Origin of the sequence: Acetobacter fabarum, assembly GCF_011516925.1 — a bacterium.
Taxonomy (GTDB): Bacteria; Pseudomonadota; Alphaproteobacteria; order Acetobacterales; family Acetobacteraceae; genus Acetobacter; species Acetobacter fabarum.
Genome location: NZ_WOTG01000007.1, coordinates 78,199 through 96,956, shown reverse-complemented (window position 1 = coordinate 96,956; position 18,758 = coordinate 78,199). Strand labels below are relative to the sequence as shown.

Annotated in this window: 18 protein-coding genes and 2 tRNA genes; 11 read left to right on the top strand and 9 right to left on the bottom strand. The window is 58.8% G+C overall.

All coding sequences use genetic code 11. From position 1 onward, the window contains the following. Positions 1-6: 6 nt before the first annotated feature. From nadA to GOB83_RS09740, 3 genes are all read left to right on the top strand, one after another. The gene (nadA, locus tag GOB83_RS09750) at positions 7-987 is read left to right on the top strand and encodes a quinolinate synthase NadA (protein WP_165925911.1); all 981 of its coding nucleotides are present in this window, start codon (positions 7-9) and stop codon (positions 985-987) included. Positions 988-1,008: 21 nt separating this feature from the next. Further along, complete coding sequence (gene nadC, locus GOB83_RS09745; protein ID WP_165925910.1) at positions 1,009-1,872, top strand: carboxylating nicotinate-nucleotide diphosphorylase; 864 nt, start codon at positions 1,009-1,011, stop codon at positions 1,870-1,872. Positions 1,873-2,059: 187 nt separating this feature from the next. Beyond that, complete coding sequence (locus GOB83_RS09740) at positions 2,060-2,677, top strand: GcrA family cell cycle regulator (protein ID WP_165925909.1); 618 nt, start codon at positions 2,060-2,062, stop codon at positions 2,675-2,677. A gap of 67 nt (positions 2,678-2,744) precedes the next feature. Here GOB83_RS09740 and GOB83_RS09735 read toward each other — a convergent pair whose 3' ends face one another. Continuing rightward, entirely contained in the window at positions 2,745-3,434 is a 690-nt protein-coding gene (locus GOB83_RS09735; RefSeq protein WP_194301366.1) for a bactofilin family protein, read from the bottom strand. A gap of 215 nt (positions 3,435-3,649) precedes the next feature. Here GOB83_RS09735 and GOB83_RS09730 point away from each other — a divergent pair, with 215 nt between their 5' ends. Continuing rightward, a complete protein-coding gene (locus GOB83_RS09730; protein ID WP_095350184.1) occupies positions 3,650-4,648 on the top strand; it encodes an adenosine kinase in 999 nt (332 codons plus the stop codon). A gap of 36 nt (positions 4,649-4,684) precedes the next feature. On the opposite strand, the gene rnd is transcribed toward GOB83_RS09730, so the two are convergent. Further along, positions 4,685-5,887: a ribonuclease D gene (rnd, locus tag GOB83_RS09725; RefSeq protein ID WP_086645106.1), complete on the bottom strand. Its 1,203-nt coding sequence runs from the start codon at positions 5,885-5,887 to the stop codon at positions 4,685-4,687. A gap of 122 nt (positions 5,888-6,009) precedes the next feature. On the opposite strand from rnd, the gene queF reads away from it, so the two are divergent. Further along, on the top strand, positions 6,010-6,480 hold the full coding sequence (gene queF, locus GOB83_RS09720; RefSeq protein ID WP_086645105.1) for a preQ(1) synthase: 471 nt from the start codon (positions 6,010-6,012) through the stop codon (positions 6,478-6,480). Positions 6,481-6,544: 64 nt separating this feature from the next. Here queF and atpC read toward each other — a convergent pair whose 3' ends face one another. From atpC to GOB83_RS09690, 6 genes are all read right to left on the bottom strand, one after another. Continuing rightward, the gene (gene atpC / locus GOB83_RS09715; RefSeq protein ID WP_086645104.1) at positions 6,545-6,952 is read right to left on the bottom strand and encodes an ATP synthase F1 subunit epsilon; all 408 of its coding nucleotides are present in this window, start codon (positions 6,950-6,952) and stop codon (positions 6,545-6,547) included. A gap of 28 nt (positions 6,953-6,980) precedes the next feature. After that, a complete protein-coding gene (gene atpD, locus GOB83_RS09710; RefSeq protein WP_165925908.1) occupies positions 6,981-8,453 on the bottom strand; it encodes a F0F1 ATP synthase subunit beta in 1,473 nt (490 codons plus the stop codon). A gap of 31 nt (positions 8,454-8,484) precedes the next feature. Continuing rightward, positions 8,485-9,372 carry a F0F1 ATP synthase subunit gamma gene (locus GOB83_RS09705; protein WP_086645102.1) on the bottom strand — a complete coding sequence of 296 codons (888 nt, stop codon included), beginning with the start codon at positions 9,370-9,372 and terminating at the stop codon, positions 8,485-8,487. A gap of 16 nt (positions 9,373-9,388) precedes the next feature. Next, a complete protein-coding gene (atpA, locus tag GOB83_RS09700; protein WP_086645101.1) occupies positions 9,389-10,924 on the bottom strand; it encodes a F0F1 ATP synthase subunit alpha in 1,536 nt (511 codons plus the stop codon). Beyond that, positions 10,924-11,541, bottom strand: a complete 618-nt coding sequence (gene atpH, locus GOB83_RS09695) for an ATP synthase F1 subunit delta (protein ID WP_194301365.1) — start codon at positions 11,539-11,541, stop codon at positions 10,924-10,926. The genes atpA and atpH overlap by 1 nt, the downstream gene beginning before the upstream one ends. A 311-nt stretch (positions 11,542-11,852) precedes the next feature. Next, positions 11,853-11,926 (bottom strand) — tRNA-Gly (locus GOB83_RS09690). 225 nt (positions 11,927-12,151) lie between these two features. Here GOB83_RS09690 and GOB83_RS09685 point away from each other — a divergent pair. The 4 genes from GOB83_RS09685 (at position 12,152) to GOB83_RS09670 (ending at position 14,913) form a co-directional block, all read left to right on the top strand. Continuing rightward, positions 12,152-12,228, top strand: a tRNA-Trp gene (locus GOB83_RS09685). 132 nt (positions 12,229-12,360) lie between these two features. After that, a complete protein-coding gene (gene secE / locus GOB83_RS09680) occupies positions 12,361-12,555 on the top strand; it encodes a preprotein translocase subunit SecE (protein ID WP_059024606.1) in 195 nt (64 codons plus the stop codon). A 9-nt stretch (positions 12,556-12,564) separates the two neighbouring features. After that, the gene (gene nusG, locus GOB83_RS09675; RefSeq protein WP_086645100.1) at positions 12,565-13,095 is read left to right on the top strand and encodes a transcription termination/antitermination protein NusG; all 531 of its coding nucleotides are present in this window, start codon (positions 12,565-12,567) and stop codon (positions 13,093-13,095) included. Between the two features lie 189 nt (positions 13,096-13,284). Further along, positions 13,285-14,913, top strand: a complete 1,629-nt coding sequence (locus GOB83_RS09670; RefSeq protein ID WP_165925906.1) for an NAD-dependent malic enzyme — start codon at positions 13,285-13,287, stop codon at positions 14,911-14,913. A gap of 77 nt (positions 14,914-14,990) precedes the next feature. Here the strand turns inward: GOB83_RS09670 and GOB83_RS09665 are convergent, their stop codons facing one another. Further along, a complete protein-coding gene (locus GOB83_RS09665) occupies positions 14,991-16,952 on the bottom strand; it encodes an alpha/beta hydrolase family protein (protein ID WP_373321569.1) in 1,962 nt (653 codons plus the stop codon). Positions 16,953-17,217: 265 nt separating this feature from the next. Between GOB83_RS09665 and GOB83_RS09660 the strand changes: the two genes are divergently transcribed. Together GOB83_RS09660 and GOB83_RS09655 are read left to right on the top strand one after the other, a co-directional pair. Next, positions 17,218-17,802 (top strand): DedA family protein, encoded by a 585-nt coding sequence (locus tag GOB83_RS09660; RefSeq protein WP_086645156.1) that lies wholly within the window; start codon positions 17,218-17,220, stop codon positions 17,800-17,802. Beyond that, positions 17,799-18,749, top strand: coding sequence for an SDR family oxidoreductase (locus GOB83_RS09655; protein ID WP_165925904.1), 951 nt, complete (start codon positions 17,799-17,801; stop codon positions 18,747-18,749). Before GOB83_RS09660 ends, GOB83_RS09655 begins: the two co-directional genes overlap by 4 nt. The last annotated feature ends 9 nt before the right edge of the window (positions 18,750-18,758 follow it).

Here is an 18,758-nt window from a genome sequence, read left to right as displayed (position 1 = left end):
ACAACCATGTCTGCCTCTCTCATGCCCAGCAGGGATGAATTATACCACCCTGTTGCCCACATTATGCTGCGGGACCAATGGGAAGCCAATTACGCGGCGGATATTGAAGCCATCCTGCACTTGAAGCAGGAAAAAAACGCCGTCATACTGGCCCATAATTACCAAACACCGGAAATCTTCCATTGTGTGGCAGATATTCGGGGCGACAGTCTGGCTCTGGCACGTGCGGCACAAACGGTGGATGCCTCTACCATGGTGATGGCGGGCGTGCATTTTATGGCCGAAACCGCAAAACTGCTGAACCCGGAAAAAACTGTTCTTATCCCGGATGCCACGGCAGGGTGTTCCTTGGCCGAAGGCATTACCGCAGACAACGTGCGAACGCTCAAAAAGCGCTACCCCGGTGTGCCCGTTGTAACCTACGTTAACAGCACAGCCGATGTAAAAGCGGAAAGCGATGCCTGCTGCACATCGGGCAATGCACGCCGCATTGTGGAAAGTCTCGGTGTTCCCCGCGTGATTATGATCCCCGACGAGTTTCTGGCCCGCAACATCGAAGCCGAAACCGGCATAGAAATGCTGACATGGCCAGCCCACTGCGAAGTGCATGAACGCTTTACCCCGCAGGAAATCCGCCAGTACCGGCGCCTGCACCCCGATGTGAGTGTCATTGCGCACCCCGAATGCCCACCCGATGTGGTTGCAGAGGCCGACCATGCAGGCTCCACTGCACAGATGATCAGCTTTATTGACCAAACCAAACCGCAAAAAGTCCTGCTGGTTACAGAGTGTTCCATGAGCGACAACCTTGCGGCACTCTATCCGCAAACGCAGTTTGTGCGCCCGTGCAACCTATGCCCGCACATGAAGCGGATTACCCTGTCCAACATCCGTCAGGCGCTGGAAACCATGCAGACGGAAGTGACCATCCCTGAACATCTGCAACACCCCGCCCGTATGGCGGTGGAGCGGATGCTGGCAATTTAAGCCCCCATACCGGAGCCTGACATGACTACAAACCTGCATCTTCCCACCCTTTTATGGGAACCCATTGTGCGCACCGCACTCATGGAAGATCTGGGAATTGGGGGGGATGTCACCACACAGGCGCTGGCCCAGCCGGGGCAGCAACTGCATGCCATCTTCCGCAGCCGCCAAAGTGGTGTTCTGTGCGGGCTGGAAGGAGCCCGACAGGCTTTTGCCATACTGGACCCCAGCGTGCGCTTCAGCCAGATCAAGCAAGATGGCAACCAGATTGCACAAGGGGACGTTCTGGCCACCGTGGAAGGCAACGCCACCACCCTGCTGGCTGGGGAGCGCACGGCATTGAACCTGCTGTCACACCTGAGCGGCATCGCGACGCATACGCACCATATTGTGCAAGCCGTGGCTGGCACCAAAGCCCGTGTGGCCTGCACCCGTAAAACCCTGCCAGGGTTAAGAAGCCTGCAAAAATACGCGGTGCGCGCCGGGGGCGGGAGCAGCCACAGGCTCCGGCTGGACGATGCCATCCTGATCAAGGACAACCATATTGCCCTGTGTGGCGGCAACATACAAAAAGCCCTGCTTTCTGCCCGTACATACGCAGGACACCTGATGAAGGTGGAACTGGAAGTCGATACCCTCGAACAGCTTGAGGAAGCCCTGTCCGGCCCGGGAGCGGACGTCTATCTGCTGGATAACATGTCCGTACCCCAGCTTGAACAGGCCGTGCGCATGATTAACGGGCGCGCACTGGCCGAGGCCTCTGGCGGCATCACGCTCAAAACAGCCCCCGCCATTGCCCAGACCGGGGTAGATGTGCTCTCGCTCGGCTGGCTGACCCATAGCGTGCAGGCACTCGATATTGGTCTGGATATTGTGCAGAGCTAGGCATAGGTCCCTGCCCTTCCCCCCCCATAAACCCGGTAAAACCACTTTTTGCAGGCATGAACACACCACAGGGCACCCAGACTGCGGGCTTTCCGCTTGAGATACGAGTGCCATCCTCCTAATATGCAAAACGTAGAAGCACTGGTATTTTGCCAGCCCGCCATGCAATGCTCAAAGGTGCCTGTTAATGGAGTGGTCCGAAGAAATAATCGCCCAGCTTAAGGACCTCTGGGCGGAAGGTCTTTCAACGGCGGAAATCGGCAGGCGTCTTTCCATTACCAAGAACGCAGTGGTCGGCAAGGCGCACAGGCTGGGCCTGCCGCCGCGGCCCTCCCCCATCCGGCGGAACGGCAGCAAACCCAAGGCAGCGGCCGACAAAGCCGAGCAGCCCACGCTTATTCCCCCCACACCGGAGGCCCCCGTTAGCCGCGTGGCTGCTCCGGCTCCGTCCGTGGCACCTGCTACACAGCCGGTTGCTGCAACCGCGCCTACACCTGTTGCAGCCCCCTCCCCAGCACCTGCTACGGCGACTGAGGCGGGTACGGTGGATGATAAAACTGCCAGAAAAGAAAAAGCGGCACCCGCTGCGCGCACCAGTGCCAAACCCAAAACACTGCTGCGCAGCATCTCGGACCCCGAACCACAAAAGCGCCGCGGCCCATCCTGCTGCTGGCCTATTGGCGACCCTGGCACACCGGGTTTTCATTTTTGTGGTGCAACGCCCATTCCGGGCAAACCCTATTGCGAGGAACACGCCCAGATCGCCTATGTGCGTCTGCGTGACCGCCGCGACAGTGTAGCCTGATCAGCCACACCCAAGCATGATGCCTGATGGTGGCACTAGCACCACCATCAGGCTAACAGGCAGATAATCAGCCTTCAATCGCCTTAACCGGCTCAGCCGCGCTATCAGCCGTTTTGGTTGTGGCACTGCCTTCGGCCAGCATTTCCAGCTGCCCTGTAATCTGGCCACCATCTTCCACCTTCAGGCGATGGCAGGCGGCCTTACCCAGCAGGCGGCCGCTACCACGTACGGTCAACCCGCCACGTGCGGTCAGGGAACCATCCACCGTGCCGGCGATTTCCGCATTTTCTACTTCCACACCACCACGGAACAGGCCACCTGGCATAACAACCAGTTCCTTGGCCGTGATCATGCTGGATTCAACCGTCCCTTCAACCACCAGACGCTCTGCATCCTGCACCGTGCCCTGCACGCTAATGCCGCGCCCGACAACCAGAGTACGCTGTTCCGGGCCATCCTTTTTCGGCTGGATCTGCGTGGGCAGGCCACGGGCGGCAGCAGCTCCGGGCATAGGCGGAATGCCAGCACCTGCGGGAAGAGAAGAACCAGACGGAAAAGGTGCACGACCCATAGGTGAAGTTTCCTTTGAATTATCAGAATGCGATACGGGAGCCCCAGCCGCAGAACTACCCTGAGCCGCCGCATTGGACGGAAGAACAGTGCCAGATGCCCCTGCCGGACGCGCAGAACCCTGCTGCACGGTAGAGGGTGCCTGTGTGTTTGGCTGACTATCTTCAGGCTTACGTCTTTTGAACAAGAAAATCCCCCGCCTTTCTGGCCGCCTGTATTCAGGCAGCAGTCCACGTTAACAAGCCGCTCCAACACCGGCCCGGCTTCGTTCAGAACATTTTCATGCACGGAGCCGTCCGGTAAGCAGCGCATGTTGCTTAAGCCTTACTGTTGCCCTTTTTGTGGCAGCGCGCTAGCCAAACAACCGCACAGATCATTTTTTCAGGAAAAAATTTTATCGCCATGACCGGTCAGGACACACAATACGACATTCTCGGTATTGGGAATGCCATTACCGATATTCTCGCCCGCACGGATGCCGCCTTCCTGCAAAGCCAGGGGCTCACGCCCGGCAGCATGACGCTGATCGACGTGGACCGGGCCAACGCACTGGAAGCCGCTCTGGCTCCCGAGCAGGTCATGGGTGGTGGTTCCGCAGCCAATACCTGCGTTGTTGCCGCACAGTTTGGCGCGCGCGTTGCCTACCTTGGCAAGGTCTCGCGCGATGATGCCGGGCTAAAGTTCACGCAGGATCTGCGCGATAACGGGGTGCAGTTTCCGTCCGCTCCGCTGAATACGCAGGTATTTGACAACCTGCCCACAGCCCGTTGCGTGGTTATGGTCACACCCGACGGGCAGCGTACCATGGCAACCTATCTGGGTGCCTGCACCTGCTTTACCCCCGAAGACGTACTGCCGGACATGATTGCCGCATCCAGCATTATTTATCTGGAAGGGTATCTGTTCGATCCCCCGCATGCGCAGGAGGCATTCCGCCGGGCCGCGGCTCTAGCCCACAAGAACGGCCGCCAGGTTGCGCTTTCCCTCTCCGACCCGTTCTGCGTTGGTCGCCACCGTGCTGCGTTCCTTGATCTGGTCAAGAACCACGTCGATATCCTGTTCGCCAATGAAGACGAAATCTGTGCATTGTACGAAACAGAAAACTTTGACACAGCCGCCCGCCGCACCGCGCAGGACACAACCTTTGCAGCCCTGACGCGCTCAGGCCTTGGCAGCGTGATTGTGCATGATGGCCAGCTGACCACCGTAGCCCCGGTTCCAACACAGGTTGTGGATACAACAGGTGCGGGCGATGCCTATGCCGCAGGCTTTCTGGCAGGGCTGACATCCGGCCGCAGCCTGCCTGAATGTGGGCGTCTTGCCTCTGTTGCTGCGTCGGAAATCATCTCGCACTACGGTGCGCGTCCGCTTTCCAACCTGTGGGAAGAAATGGGCTTCTAAAGCAGGTGCCCCGTCCGGCGGGCGCGCGTCACTCCGTCAGGAGGCCGCGTTTTCGCCGGGCACGCTGATCACCCGCCCACCCTTGACCTGAAGCGCCACACGCCCTTCACACAAAGCCTGCGCCACATCCCCAAAGACTCTGCCCCGCCAGCCCGACAGCAAGGTGGGAGCCTGTGCCGGGTCCAGCGCCAGAGCCTCCAGCTCATCCATGGAAGCAACCAGGCGTGGCGCCACATCGTGCTCCTCGCAACAGGCGGTCAGCAGCACCTTGAGCAGAGCCACCAGAGATGCAGGTGCTCTTGCGTTATCCTTACCCTTGCCCCGTGCAGGACGCGGCAGTTCCGACTCCGGCAAAGCCTGTGCCTGCTTGACCGCTTCCAGCAACGCCATGCCGGTGCGGCCTTCGGCCAGTCCGCGGGATACGCCACGCACACGGGCAAGCGCATCCACCGTACCCGGTGTTGTGGCTGCTATTTCCAGCAGGCTTTCATCCTTGAGCAAACGCTGGCGCGGCACATTCACGCGTTGGGCCTCACGCTCGCGCAGGGCGGCAACTGCACGCAGCACACCCAACATACGGCGGTTGCCTGTGCGGGCCTTAAGCCGTTCCCACTGCTTTTCCGGATCAGGGCGGAAGGTTGCCGGGTCTTCCAGCTCTGCCATTTCAGCAGCGACCCAACTCAACCGCTTGTCCTGCTCCAGCTTGCGCACCAGCTTTTCGTAAACCAGCCGCAGCCATGTCACATCGCCCGCAGCATAATTCAGCTGGGCTTCGGAGAGCGGACGGGCTGACCAGTCCGTAAAGCGGTGGCTTTTATCAATCATATGGCCAGTCAGGGAGCCAACAAGACTGTCATACCCAACCTGATCCCCAAAGCCCGCCACCATGCCAGCAACCTGCGTATCAAACACAGGTGTCGGCAGGGCATCGAACTCATGCAGAAAAATTTCCAGATCCTGCCGCGCTGCATGAAACACTTTCAGCACCGAGGCATCGGCCATCAGTTCTGCCAGAGGGGTCAGGTCAATCCCTTCCGCCTGTGCGTCAATCAGCACAACAGCATGTGCACTACCCACCTGCACCAGACACAACTCCGGCCAGTACGTGCGCTCACGCATGAACTCCGTATCAACCGTTACAAAACGTTCGGCATGAAACGGTTTAAGAGCTTCCGCCAGGTCCTGGGTAGAGGACACAAGCTGGGGCTGGGGAAAGACGGGAGTGGGTAATTTGGCCATGTTTCTTCCATACACCAGCCAACCAGAAAGAGACAGCCAGAACCCATATACCCCATACGAAACTTGACGAACGCGCCGACAAGCCGGACACCCAAGAAAACCATAGCTGCATGGAGAAAATGATGAACACGGCAGATGATGGACGCCACGCGCTTACCCAGCTTGGCCGCCAGATTGCTCCCCCCAACAGCCCGGAAGAGGCCGTGCTGGAGCGTGTGCCAGCCCCCAACCCGGACAAGCGCTATATGGTGCGCTTTACCGCGCCGGAATTTACGTCCCTGTGCCCTATTACCGGTCAGCCGGATTTTGCCCATATTGTGCTAGATTATGTACCGGACCAGTGGATTGTGGAGAGCAAATCCCTCAAGCTGTTCCTGACCAGTTTTCGCAATCATGGCGCGTTTCACGAAGCCTGCTCCGTGCAGATCGCAAGCACTCTGGTTGACCTGCTCAACCCGGTCTGGCTGCGCATTGGTGCCTACTGGTACCCGCGCGGTGGTATTCCCATTGATGTTTTCTGGCAGACAGGGGATGCCCCCGCTGGGGTATGGATTCCCGCGCAGGATGTCCCGTCCTACAGAGGCCGCGGCTGAATCCGGACACAAAAAAAGCCACCTGAACGGTGGCTTTTTTTAAAAATCTGGCTGAACACAAATTTTAGCTGGCGCTGCCTGCTTCAATTTCTGCCCGTACTGCCTGAATCTGATCCTGCAACACAACAAGGCGGGACGTATCCGTCTTGTCTGCCTTGTCCCATGCTTCAGACAGGGCCTCCAGCTGTGCTGTGGCCATATCAATGGAAATGTCGCTTACCGGCACAGCCTTGTCGGCTAGCACCGTGCATCGTGCAGGGGTAATGTCAGCAAAACCTCCCCCCACAAAATAGCGATCGGTCACTTTGTCCCCTTCGTAAAGGGCAACAACGCCACCACGCAGAAGAAGCATCATGGGCGAATGTTCCGGCATGGCGGCAATATCACCCTCCATGCCCGGAAGAACGGCCATATCTACCTCACGCGACACCAGAACCTTTTCAGGGCTGATTATCTCAATCTGGATTGGCATGAATGGTGCTCCCTCCAGAAGCCGGCTGTTAGGCCGACTCCCTCAGTTTTTCTGCCTTGGCAACAGCTTCTTCGATCGTCCCGACCATGTAGAAAGCCGCTTCTGGCAGATCGTCATATTCACCAGCACAGATCGCCTTGAAGGAACGAACCGTATCGGTCACGGATACCAGCTTGCCGGGGGCACCGGTAAACACTTCTGCCACATGGAACGGCTGGGACAGGAAGCGCTGGATACGGCGAGCGCGGGCCACAACCAGCTTATCGTCTTCAGACAGTTCATCCATACCCAGAATAGCAATGATATCCTGCAAGGATTTGTAGGTCTGGAGAATACGCTGCACTTCGCCAGCTACTGCGTAATGTTCTTCACCCACAATCTGCGGGTCCAGAGCGCGGGACGTGGAGTCCAGCGGATCCACAGCCGGGTAAATCCCCATTTCTGCGATGGAACGGTTCAGAACGGTGGTGGCATCCAAGTGGGCAAAGGTTGCTGCCGGAGCCGGGTCGGTCAAGTCATCGGCAGGGACATATACGGCCTGAACGGACGTAATGGAGCCTTTTTTGGTGGACGTAATACGTTCCTGCAGAGCGCCCATTTCCGTTGCCAGTGTCGGCTGATAGCCCACGGCAGAAGGAATACGGCCCAGCAGTGCGGACACTTCCGAACCAGCCTGCGTAAAGCGGAAGATGTTGTCCACGAAGAACAGCACGTCCTGGTTTTCTTCATCACGGAAGTATTCCGCCATGGTCAGACCAGTCAGGGCCACGCGGGCACGGGCACCCGGCGGTTCGTTCATCTGACCGAACACCAGCGCCACTTTGGAGCCTTCGGTCGAACCGTTTTCACCCAGCTTGATCACGCCTGCGTCCTGCATTTCAAAATACAGGTCGTTCCCTTCACGGGTACGTTCACCAACACCGGCAAATACGGACACACCACCGTGCGCCTTGGCGATGTTGTTGATCAGTTCCTGAATAATAACGGTCTTGCCAACACCTGCGCCACCGAACAGGCCGATCTTGCCACCCTTGAGGTACGGGCAAAGCAGGTCAACAACCTTGATGCCGGTCATCAGGATTTCGGATGCGGCAGCCTGCTCGTCAAAAGCAGGGGCATCGCGGTGGATGGGAGCGCGACGTGCGGTCTGGACAGGGCCCTGTTCGTCAATCGGTTCACCGATCACGTTGAGGATACGGCCAAGGGTTTCCGGACCGACAGGCACGGAAATCTGTGCACCGGTGTCAACCACTTCCGTACCACGGACCAGACCATCGGTCGTGTCCATGGCGATGCAGCGCACTTCGTGTTCGCCGATTTCCTGGGCCACTTCGAGCACCAGAACCTGATCGCCCAGCTTGACATGCAGCGCGTTCAGAATTTTGGGCAGTTCACCTTCGAACTGCACGTCAACAACCGGCCCTTTAATGGTGGTAATGCGGCCAACAGCATTGGTCGTCGTGGCCGCAGGGGCCTGGGTCTGGGTTGTGGTATCCGACATGGGTCAGCTCCTGCGGGGCATACGATCGGGCTCAGACAGCCTGTGCGCCCGAAATGATTTCGATCAGTTCGTTAGTAATATTGGTCTGGCGGGTCCGGTTATAGACCTGCGTCAGACTATCGATGGTGCGGCCTGCATTGCGCGTCGCGTTATCCATGGCCGTCATACGGGCACCGTTTTCACCCGCAACCGTTTCCAGCAGCGAAGCATAAATCTGGACCTGCAGATTGCGCGGCAGCAGCATGGCCAGCAGCGTTGCTTCATCAGGTTCAAACTCATACTGGGCCACATCGTTGGAAGCTTCGAGCGTACCAGATGCCTCTTCCACGACCATGGGAACCAGTTGCTGGCATGTCGGCACCTGTGTCATCGCATTGCGAAACTTGTTGAACACAAGTGTGCAGACATCAATCTCGCCTGCTTCAAGCAGGGCATTGATCTTGTCACCCAGGTCACTGGCGACGGAAAAGGGAATTTCCTTCGCACTTGTCCCGATCACATGATCAACAATCAGGTCCGCATGGTCACGCGTGAAAAAGTTCAGCGCGCGACGACCAACCGGAAGCAGGCGCACCGTCTTGCCTTCAGACTGAAGGCGACGGATGGTCTGCACCGTAAGGCGATGCACGTTGGAGTTAAAGCCACCGCACAGGCCACGGTCACTGGTCATGGGCACAAGGAGATGCACCTTGTCCTGCCCGGTACCGGCCAGAAGAAGAGGCGCTCCGTCCTCCCCCTTGGTTGCACCGGCCAACTCACCCAGCATACGGCGCATGGCTGCCGCATAAGGACGAGCAGCTTCTGCGCTGGCTTGCGCCCGCCGCAGCTTGGCCGCTGCCACCATTTTCATGGCGCTCGTGATCTTCCGTGTCGATTTGATACTTCCGATCCGGGCGCGTAGTTCCTTAAGGGAAGCCATGAGTGCTTCTGCTCCCTCAGCCGGCGAAGTTGCGGTTGAAGGCGGTCAGATATTCGGTCAGCCGCGCTTCAAGATCCTTGGAAATGGCCTTGTCCTTGCTCAGCGTGTCCAGAATGTCCTTGCCTGCGCTCCGCACATCGCTCAGCACTGCACGTTCCCAAGCCACAACCTTGCTGGCTGCAATGCCATCGAGGAAGCCACGGGTACCAGCAAACAGCAGAACAACCTGTTCTTCAACCGAAAGCGGCGAAGCCTGCGGCTGCTTCAGCAGTTCCACCAGACGGGCACCACGGGCAAGCATCTTCTGCGTTGCCGGGTCCAGATCGGATGCGAACTGGGAGAAGGCTGCCATTTCACGGTACTGGGCAAGCTCAAGCTTGATCTTGCCTGCGACCTGCTTCATGGCCTTGATCTGTGCCGCAGACCCAACGCGGGAGACGGAGCCACCCACGTTAACGGCAGGGCGGATACCCTTGTAGAACAGATCGGTCTCAAGGAAGATCTGGCCGTCCGTAATGGAGATCACGTTGGTCGGGATGTAAGCTGCAACGTCACCGGCCTGCGTTTCAATAACGGGCAGAGCCGTCAGAGAACCTGCGCCATTGGCATCGGACATTTTAGCAGCCCGTTCCAGCAGACGGGAATGCAGGTAGAACACGTCACCCGGATAAGCTTCACGGCCCGGCGGACGACGCAGCAGCAGGGACATCTGGCGATAAGCCACAGCCTGCTTGGTCAGATCGTCATAGCAGATCAGGGCGTGCATGCCGTTGTCGCGGAAGTATTCGCCCATAGCGCACGCGGCGTAGGGTGCGAGATACTGCAGCGGAGCCGGGTCAGATGCGGTAGCGGCCACGACGATGGAATACTTCATCGCGCCTTTTTCTTCCAGCAGACGCACAAGCTGTGCAACTGTGGAGCGCTTCTGGCCGACAGCAACGTAAATGCAGTAGAGGGACTTCTTGTCGTCGCCCTGCTCATTCACGCCCTTCTGGGCCAGAATGGTGTCGGTCAGGATGGTGGTTTTACCGGTCTGACGGTCACCAATCACCAGTTCACGCTGGCCACGGCCAATCGGCACCAGAGCGTCAATCGCCTTGATCCCGGTCTGCATGGGTTCGCTCACGGACTGGCGCGGCATAATGCCGGGTGCCTTGACTTCCGCACGACGCAGTTCAACGTCAACCAGCGGGCCCTTGTCGTCGATCGGGTTACCCAGACCGTCCACAACGCGGCCCAGCAGGCCCTTACCAACCGGCACACTGACAACCATACCCGAACGGGTGACACTGTCCCCTTCACGGATGTTGGTGTCATCACCGAAAATAACGATACCGACGTTGTCGCTTTCCAGGTTCAGGGCCATGCCCTTCTGGCCAGCGGACGGAAAGTCCACCAGTTCACCCGACATGACATTCTGCAGGCCAAATACGCGGGCAATACCATCCCCAACGGACAGGACTGTGCCGGTTTCGACCACATCAGATTCCTTGTCGAACGAGGCAATCTGCTGCTTGAGGATATCCGAAATCTCTGCGGGACGGATTTCCATCACGCGGCTCCCTTCATGGCGTAATGCAAACGAAACAGGCGGGTTTTGAGGCTGGCATCATACAGCTTTGCCCCGACGCGGACGACAAGACCGCCGAGCAGGGCGCTGTCAACACGCTCGCGAATATTGATGCGGGAATAACCGGCTTCGGCCAGACGAACCTGAAGCTGGGCCCGCTGTTCGGCCGTAAGCGGCACAGCACTGCTGACCTCGGCCACAACCTCGCCACGGCGGGCCACGGCCAGAGCATCCAGCGATGCAAGAATGCGGCGCAGGACCGGCAGACGACGGTTATCAGCCACGACGCCCACAAAATTACCAAGAATCTGACCGAATCCCTGAGCCTCAAGCACAGCCAGAACGGCCTTGCGAGACACCAGGATATCCAGACGCCTGTCTTCCAGAACAGTGCGCAGGGGCGCACTTTCATCAATCAGGCGCGCAAGTGCGCCACCTTCATCAAGCACGGTGTCCAGCTGCTGCTGTTCGGCAGCCAGATCATAAAGCGCAATCGCGTAACGGCCTTCAAGACCGTTGGCCGCAAAAGCTACTGCTTGTGCTGTCGTTACGCCCGAGGCCACCACTCTTTGGTTCTTTCCTTCTGTGCGCGCCGGCATTCCACACTGACAACGATGCAACCCAGACCATCAGGCGATGAATCCAGATTTTGATGCACCTGTTGGCGCGGCCTCTAGCATGACCACAACAGGCACGCAACTAGCTGAACAACCCTATTTTATTCAACCCGCCACTGGCAGCGCATTCTGGCCGACCAAAATACCAGACCAAAAGCCCTTAAACGCCGGAGCCGCGCACCCTATTAGGTGATAAAACCCCACGCCCGGAACGGCCAATGGGAGCCAGACGCAATCCACTACGTTCACGAAACGGTGAGGTAACAGACATTCAGACTTTTTGGGAGGAACCTTGGAGCGGACAGAGGGAATCGAACCCTCCTCGGTAGCTTGGAAGGCTACTGCATTACCACTATGCTATGCCCGCACTCCGAAGTGTTGGTTTTTATAATCCATCCCCCACACGCGCCGCAAGCCCCCACCAGTTTTTTTACGCCCACGCTCTCCGCGCACGACAATAATCTGCAACAGGCACTTGACTTTAGAGCCACAACATATTTTGTTCCGCCTCCTGTGATGCCCGCAAGATTGTGGCTGGTCAGACGAACGGGTTTCCGTTATAGGTCTTTTCCAGCCGTGGCGGACACGCTGCAGGGGTGTAGCTCAATTGGCTAGAGTGCCGGTCTCCAAAACCGGAGGTTGTGGGTTCGAGACCCTCCACCCCTGCCAGATTTTCTCGTGGTGTACGGAAGGTTCCGCTTTTCACCTGTAAAATGCGGCTTTATCGTACAATCTGAGTGGTGTTGATTTAAGACTGCCCCCTTGGCAACCGAGCGGGGCGGAACAAGGAGAGTGTGCTTCGTGTCGTTCAGTCCCGGTAAGTTCCTGCATGATGTGCGTACCGAGGCGGAACGGGTCACATGGCCCACCCGCCGCGCAACATTTGTCACCACCGGCGCCGTATTGGCCATGGCAGGTATGGCATCCATCTTCTTCTTCGTCGTTGACCAGTTGATCGGTCTCGGCGTGCGTCAACTTTTCGGGCTGGGAGGCTGAGGAAACGGCATGGCCAAGCGTTGGTATGTGGTCCACGTCTATTCGGGCTTCGAAAAGAAAATCGCGCAGCACATCCGCGAAGATGCGGCCCAGAAGGGACTGAGCGACCATATTGACGAGATTCTTGTCCCGTCCGAGGAAGTGATTGAAGTCCGCCGTGGCCAGAAGGTGAACGCGGAACGCAAGTTCTTCCCCGGTTACGTGCTGATCAAGATGGAAATGACCGATGAGTCATGGCATCTGGTCAAGGACACCCCCAAGGTTACGGGTTTTCTGGGTACCAAAAACCGCCCTACACCCATTTCCGCGGCGGAAGCCGAACGGATTATCCGCCAGACAGAGGAAGGTGTGCAGCATCCCCGCTCCGCCGTTACCTTTGAAGTGGGCGAGCAGATTCGTGTGGCTGATGGCCCCTTCACTTCCTTCAATGGTGTTATTGAAGAAGTGGATGAAGAAAAAGGCCGCCTGAAAGTCAGCGTTTCGATCTTTGGCCGTTCCACACCGGTGGATCTGGAGTTCAATCAGGTCGAAAAGCTGTAATTTTTCAGCTCACAGATACGATATTAAAAAAGGCGGCCTCCGGGCCGCCTTTTTTATTGCTGATTCGCACCGTCCATCTGCCTTGCAAACACAACAAACCCATTCCAGCGTTTGGAACACTCGGGCATGTTCCGGGTTGTATCCTTGTCTGTTAGCCTGACGTGGTTTTTGTTTTGCCAAGGAGTTACCATGCCTTCAGCCCTGACTCTTAGAGGAACAGCCCTTCTTAACAATGCCCTGCTGAACAAGGGCACGGCATTTACAGAAGCAGAGCGGCGGGAATACGGGCTGGAAGGACTCCTGCCCACACAGGTGGAAACACTGGACCGGCAGGTGGAGCGAATCCACAGGCACCTCGAAGCCAAACCCAGCAATCTGGAGCGCTACATCTATCTGAGCGGCCTGCGTGACCAGAACCAGACCCTGTTCTACCGGGTGCTCATGTCCAACCCCGCACAGTTTGTGCCCATTGTGTATGCGCCTACTCTGGCGGCTGTCTGCCAGCAGTTCAGCCACATCTACCGTCGCCCGCGCGGCATGTACATCAGTCTGGACATGCGCGGCCGAATCCGTGATGTGCTGCGCAACTGGCCTACGGATAACGTACGCTTCCTGTGCGTCACCACTGGGGGGCGTATTCTGGGGCTGGGCGATATTGGCGTGAACGGCATGGGCATTCCCATTGGCAAGCTTGACCTTTACACGGCCTGCGGGGCGGTCCCGCCGGAAGTGCTCCTGCCTGTGCAGCTCGATATTGGCACAACCAACAGCGCCCTGCGGGCAGACCCGCTCTACCTTGGGCTGCGCAGGGAGCCCCCTCCGCTGGAGGAACTGGACGGGTTTGTGGAAGAATTTGTAAGCGCGGTTAAGGAGGTCTTCCCCAACTGCTGCCTGCATTTTGAGGACTGGAAGGGCACAGACGCCCTGCATTATCTGGACAAATACCGCAACACGGCCCTGTGCTATAATGATGACATTCAGGGCACTGCGGCCGTTACGCTGGCCGGCCTGATTACCGCGCTCAAAATCAAGAATGAAACACTGGCGCAGCAGCGCTTTTTATTCCTCGGGGCAGGCTCCTCCGGGCTGGGTACCGCGGATATGCTGATTTCCGCCCTGAAGCAGGAAGGCATAAGCGAGCAGGAAGCTATTGAGCGCATAACGCTCATGGATGTGAACGGCCTGCTCGAGACCTCCCGCACGGACCTGAGCCCACAGCAAAAACGCTACGCCAAAGCCATGCCCCCCTCGCGTGATCTGCTGGCCACAATCAAAGCCATCAAGCCCACCGTGCTTATTGGTGTTTCAACCAGCGGGGGAGCCTTTACGCAGGAGGTTGTGGAAACCATGAGCGCGCTGAACGAGCGCCCCATTATTTTCCCGCTCTCCCTCCCCCAGAAAAACGCGGAATGCACAGCCGAGCAGGCATATGAATGGTCACAGGGACAGGCACTTTTTGCCGCCGGTCTGCAGTTCCCCGAAGTGGAAATGAACGGGCGAACCTTCTACCCCGGTCAGGCCAACAATTTTTACATCTTCCCGGCTCTGGGGCTGGCTGTGTACGCCACATGCCCCAAACACATTACGGATGACATGGTCATTGAAACCGCCCGCGCACTGGCGGATCAGGTAGACCCGGCATCACGCGAGCGGGGCCGCCTGTTCCCGCCCCAGAGTGACATTCTGGAGGTATCGGTTACGTCTGCTGCGCGTATTGCCGAATTTATTTTTGATCAGAGCGCCGCAACGGTAGAACGGCCTAAGGATATTCGGGCCTGGATTGAAAGCCTGACGTACAGCCCACGCTACGCGGACTGATTTTTTACAGACCACAAAAAAACCGGGGCCGTGTTTCTGCCCCGGTTTTTTTCTTCGATTCGACTGGACGTATGGCGTCAGGCGTCCAGCGGAGGAGCCGGATCAAACCCGAAAACCCGGCCATAAAACGCCAGTTCCATGGTCCATGCCTGACGGATGGTTGCCTCCTGGCGGAAGCCATGCCCCTCGCCGGGGAATTCATGCAACGTACAGGGAGCACCTGCCGCACGCAGCGCCGCTGCCATGGCATGCGCCTGAGAGGGCGGAACAACCTTGTCCTCCGTCCCCTGCAACAGCAGCACCGGCGCCCTTATCCGGCTGGCGACAGAAAGGGGTGAGCGCGCCACATAAACAGACTCCGCTTCCGGCCACGGGCCAACCAGACCATCAAGGTAGCGCGCTTCAAACTTATGCGTTTCCTGTGCCAGTGCGCGCAGGTCAGTGACACCATACAGACTAACACCCGCAGCAAACAGGTCGGATGCCGCCAGCGCCAGCAACACGGTCATTCCCCCCGCACTGGAGCCGCGAATAGCGATTCGCTCGGGGTCAACGCGGCCAGTAGCCACCATATGGTGGCAGGCGGCAATGCAGTCCGCCACATCCACAACGCCCCACTGGCCTTGCAGCCGATTGCGCCAGGACCGCCCAAAGCCTGTGGAACCCCCGTAATTGACATCCAGCACGGCAAAACCGCGCGATGTCCACCACTGCACCTTAAAGGAAAAACCATCCTGCGCCCGGGCGGTTGGGCCACCATGCACCAGCACGATCATCGGGGGTTTTTCATCCTGCGGCACACAGGCACGGCTATTGGCAGGGGGGTAAAAAAAGGCATGCCCCTGCTGGCCATCGACCCCATCCACCGCAAAACGCACCGATTCGGGGCGGGAAATATCTGCCGCCTGCAAATCCAGCGTGGCAGAACGACGGAGTACCTGCTGCACACCGTGCTCGGCAGAACCCACCACCACGGCGGGCAGGGCATCCACCGGCGCCTGCACCCATGCAAACCGCCCATCTGCCAATGCAACAGGACATTGGTCTGGCTGCCCTGCAAAGCTGTGAGTGTGGCCCTCAGCCGTACGTACAAAACACTGGCCTTCGCCATCACGCACGCTCAGGGCCATGCACCCGCCATTGGCCAACGGCTGGTAGCTACTTTGGCCAAACACCCATGCGGGCTGGCCAATCTCCCCCTCTGGCATGGCATACGCCACCAGATGCGGGGCGGGCTGATGCACGACCTCCCATACCCGCCAGAGTTCGGAACGGTCAGAAATCACAAGCAGGTGGCCATCTACCGTCCAGCGCGGCTCCACCAGCGACTCGTCGCCTGCCCCTCCGGCCAGAACCTGCACACCTTCAAGTGCCGCAATGGTGCCATCTGCCCCGCGCACCACACGCCCCATGCACAGGCGCGTGGAGTCCCACGGCATGTTCGGGTGGTCCCACTCAATCCACGCCAGCAACGTGCCATCGGGCGAGAGGGTGGGGGACATGTAAAAATCCGCACCATGTTGCAGCACCAACCCTTCCGGGCCAGCCCCCCCACCAAGGGCGACCAGTGTGCTCTGGGGCTCACCAGCCGCACGGTGGTCCTCACGCACGGCCACAACCGAAAGGCTGGCGGGGTCAAACCGCAGGTCGGCAAAGCGCACGCCTTCCGCCCCGGCCAGAAGGGTGGAAGCTCCACCTCCCTGCCCCAGCAGCCAGACCTGCGCCGTGCGCCTGTCCGCATAGACAATACCGTGGGGGGAGACGGCATAAGCGCCTCCGCCATATTCATGCACACGGGTCCCGACATCGGCCTGCGCAGGCAGCACCTCGGCCACGCCATCGGGCTCCGCCCAGCGCATCAGAACTGTCCGCCCCCCCTCTGCCGGCCGGCGCTCCAGCCAGAACACGGCCTGCCCTGTGCTGCGGACCTCTGAAAAAGTCAGGCTTTTACCAGCCACCAGAGTAGCCGTTACGGGGGAGGGCCAACTACCACAGCGCATGGGCTGGGACATTTGAGCATGAGCACTGTTCTGTTCCATCATTCACCCAGTTTATCATGCAAAACACCCTGAACGGAAAGGCATGTGCCGCTTTGCATTCCATGCTAGGCAGGGCATACGGACCTGCTGTTTTTTCCTGTGGGCTTGACATGACGGGAGCGACTCTGCTCCTCCCCACTCCTGACGATGTTCTCTCTGAATTGGATTGTCTGTCCTGTTACACGCTCTGGAATCCATCTTTTCGCTTGATTACCTGACAACCCTGTTCACCCGGTACGGTTATGGGGTGGTTGGAGTGGTTGTTATGCTGGAAAGCATGGGCCTGCCCCTTCCTGCGGAAAGTCTGCTGATTACCGGGGCCATTTTTTGCGCCACCACCCACAAGCTCCAGATCGAAGGCATTATTGTTGCCGGGGTGACAGGGGCGATCATGGGGGACAATCTGGGCTACCTGCTTGGCCACCGGCTGGGCCTTGGGCTTTTGCGCAAGCACGGTCCACGCTTTGGCTTAACCCCTGAGCGCCTGCTGCTGGGACGTTATGTTTTTCTCAAGCATGGTGGGCCGGTTATCTTTTTTGGTCGCTTTGTGGCCATCCTGCGGATGTTTGTTGCCATACTGGCCGGAGCGAACCGTATGCCCTGGCATACGTTCCTGTTCTATAACGCGCTTGGCGGCGTGTTCTGGGCTGGAGGATACACAACATGCGCCTACCTGCTGGGAAGCGAGATTGCCAAACTCTCCGGCTGGCTGGCCGTAGGCTTTGGGGCCGCGACTCTGGTGGTTATTGGCGTGCTGTTCGTGTTCATCAAGCACAATGAAAAACGTCTGACGGAGGAAGCCATGAAAGCAGCAGAACAGGATGAGCAGCTCAAAGCCCCCCTGCCATGATGGGCCGCAGTCCCTGGCGGGTTAACAGCACACAACCGGAGCTCCATGGGCGCGTAGCCCTTGTAACCGGCGCAAACAGCGGTCTGGGATTTGAGGCCGCACTCGGCCTTGCCCACCGTGGCGCAAAACTTATTCTACCAGTCCGCAACCCCGAAAAAGGGCAGAATGCCCTGGACCGCCTGCGCGCGGACTGCCCCCAGGCGGATGTGACCCTGCTCCCGCTTAATCTGGCCTCCCTCCGCTCCGTGGCGGAATGTGCGCGGGCTGTTGGCGCGCTGACAGACCGGATTGATCTTCAGATCAATAATGCCGGGGTCATGGCCCCGACGCGGCGCATGGAAACCGAAGATGGATTCGAACTCCAGCTCGGTGTGAACCATCTGGGCCATTTTGCTCTGAGCGCGCATCTGCGCCCCCTGCTGGAAGCGGCAGAAGGAGGCGGTGTGCTTGTAACCGTAGCCAGCCTTGCGGCGGGTAAAAACACCATCCACTTCAACGACCTGCAATTCCGCCACAGGTATAGCCCGTTCGGAGCGTACCAGCAGAGCAAGCTGGCCAACCTGCTTTTTGCGCAGGAACTGGCCCGCAAAGCGGGGGAACGGGGCTGGAACATCCACTCCCGCGCAGCACATCCGGGATGGGCGGCTACCTCCATTGTGGCTAACGGGCAGGCATCCACCCTACCCAAGCCGCTGGGGCTGATCGAACAGACCCTTGGCACGGCTATCCTGCGCGTTATGGGCCAGTCCGCCGCCAAAGGGGCCGAACCCCTGCTTTATGCAGCCCTTGCCCCCCAGGCGCGGGATGGAGATTACTATGGCCCGCAGGGAACGGGCGAACGCCGTGGCCCACCCGGCCCGGCCATTGTGCCCCCCACAGCCCGCAAGGCCAGTCTGGCCGCCCGCCTGTGGGACGTTTCGGAACGGCTGACCAACACGGCCTGGTAAAAACCAGGC

Bases quoted from the DNA above. Each gene is read 5' to 3' on its own strand.
- nadA (WP_165925911.1), top strand. From the start codon at position 7: ATGTCTGCCTCTCTCATGCCCAGCAGGGATGAATTATACCACCCTGTT.
- nadC (WP_165925910.1), top strand. From the start codon at position 1,009: ATGACTACAAACCTGCATCTTCCCACCCTTTTATGGGAACCCATTGTG.
- GOB83_RS09740 (WP_165925909.1), top strand. From the start codon at position 2,060: ATGGAGTGGTCCGAAGAAATAATCGCCCAGCTTAAGGACCTCTGGGCG.
- GOB83_RS09730 (WP_095350184.1), top strand. From the start codon at position 3,650: ATGACCGGTCAGGACACACAATACGACATTCTCGGTATTGGGAATGCC.
- rnd (WP_086645106.1), bottom strand. From the start codon at position 5,887: ATGGCCAAATTACCCACTCCCGTCTTTCCCCAGCCCCAGCTTGTGTCC.
- queF (WP_086645105.1), top strand. From the start codon at position 6,010: ATGAACACGGCAGATGATGGACGCCACGCGCTTACCCAGCTTGGCCGC.
- atpC (WP_086645104.1), bottom strand. From the start codon at position 6,952: ATGCCAATCCAGATTGAGATAATCAGCCCTGAAAAGGTTCTGGTGTCG.
- atpD (WP_165925908.1), bottom strand. From the start codon at position 8,453: ATGTCGGATACCACAACCCAGACCCAGGCCCCTGCGGCCACGACGACC.
- GOB83_RS09705 (WP_086645102.1), bottom strand. From the start codon at position 9,372: ATGGCTTCCCTTAAGGAACTACGCGCCCGGATCGGAAGTATCAAATCG.
- atpA (WP_086645101.1), bottom strand. From the start codon at position 10,924: ATGGAAATCCGTCCCGCAGAGATTTCGGATATCCTCAAGCAGCAGATT.
- atpH (WP_194301365.1), bottom strand. From the start codon at position 11,541: ATGCCGGCGCGCACAGAAGGAAAGAACCAAAGAGTGGTGGCCTCGGGC.
- nusG (WP_086645100.1), top strand. From the start codon at position 12,565: ATGGCCAAGCGTTGGTATGTGGTCCACGTCTATTCGGGCTTCGAAAAG.
- GOB83_RS09670 (WP_165925906.1), top strand. From the start codon at position 13,285: ATGCCTTCAGCCCTGACTCTTAGAGGAACAGCCCTTCTTAACAATGCC.
- GOB83_RS09665 (WP_373321569.1), bottom strand. From the start codon at position 16,952: ATGGAACAGAACAGTGCTCATGCTCAAATGTCCCAGCCCATGCGCTGT.
- GOB83_RS09660 (WP_086645156.1), top strand. From the start codon at position 17,218: ATGCTGGAAAGCATGGGCCTGCCCCTTCCTGCGGAAAGTCTGCTGATT.
- GOB83_RS09655 (WP_165925904.1), top strand. From the start codon at position 17,799: ATGATGGGCCGCAGTCCCTGGCGGGTTAACAGCACACAACCGGAGCTC.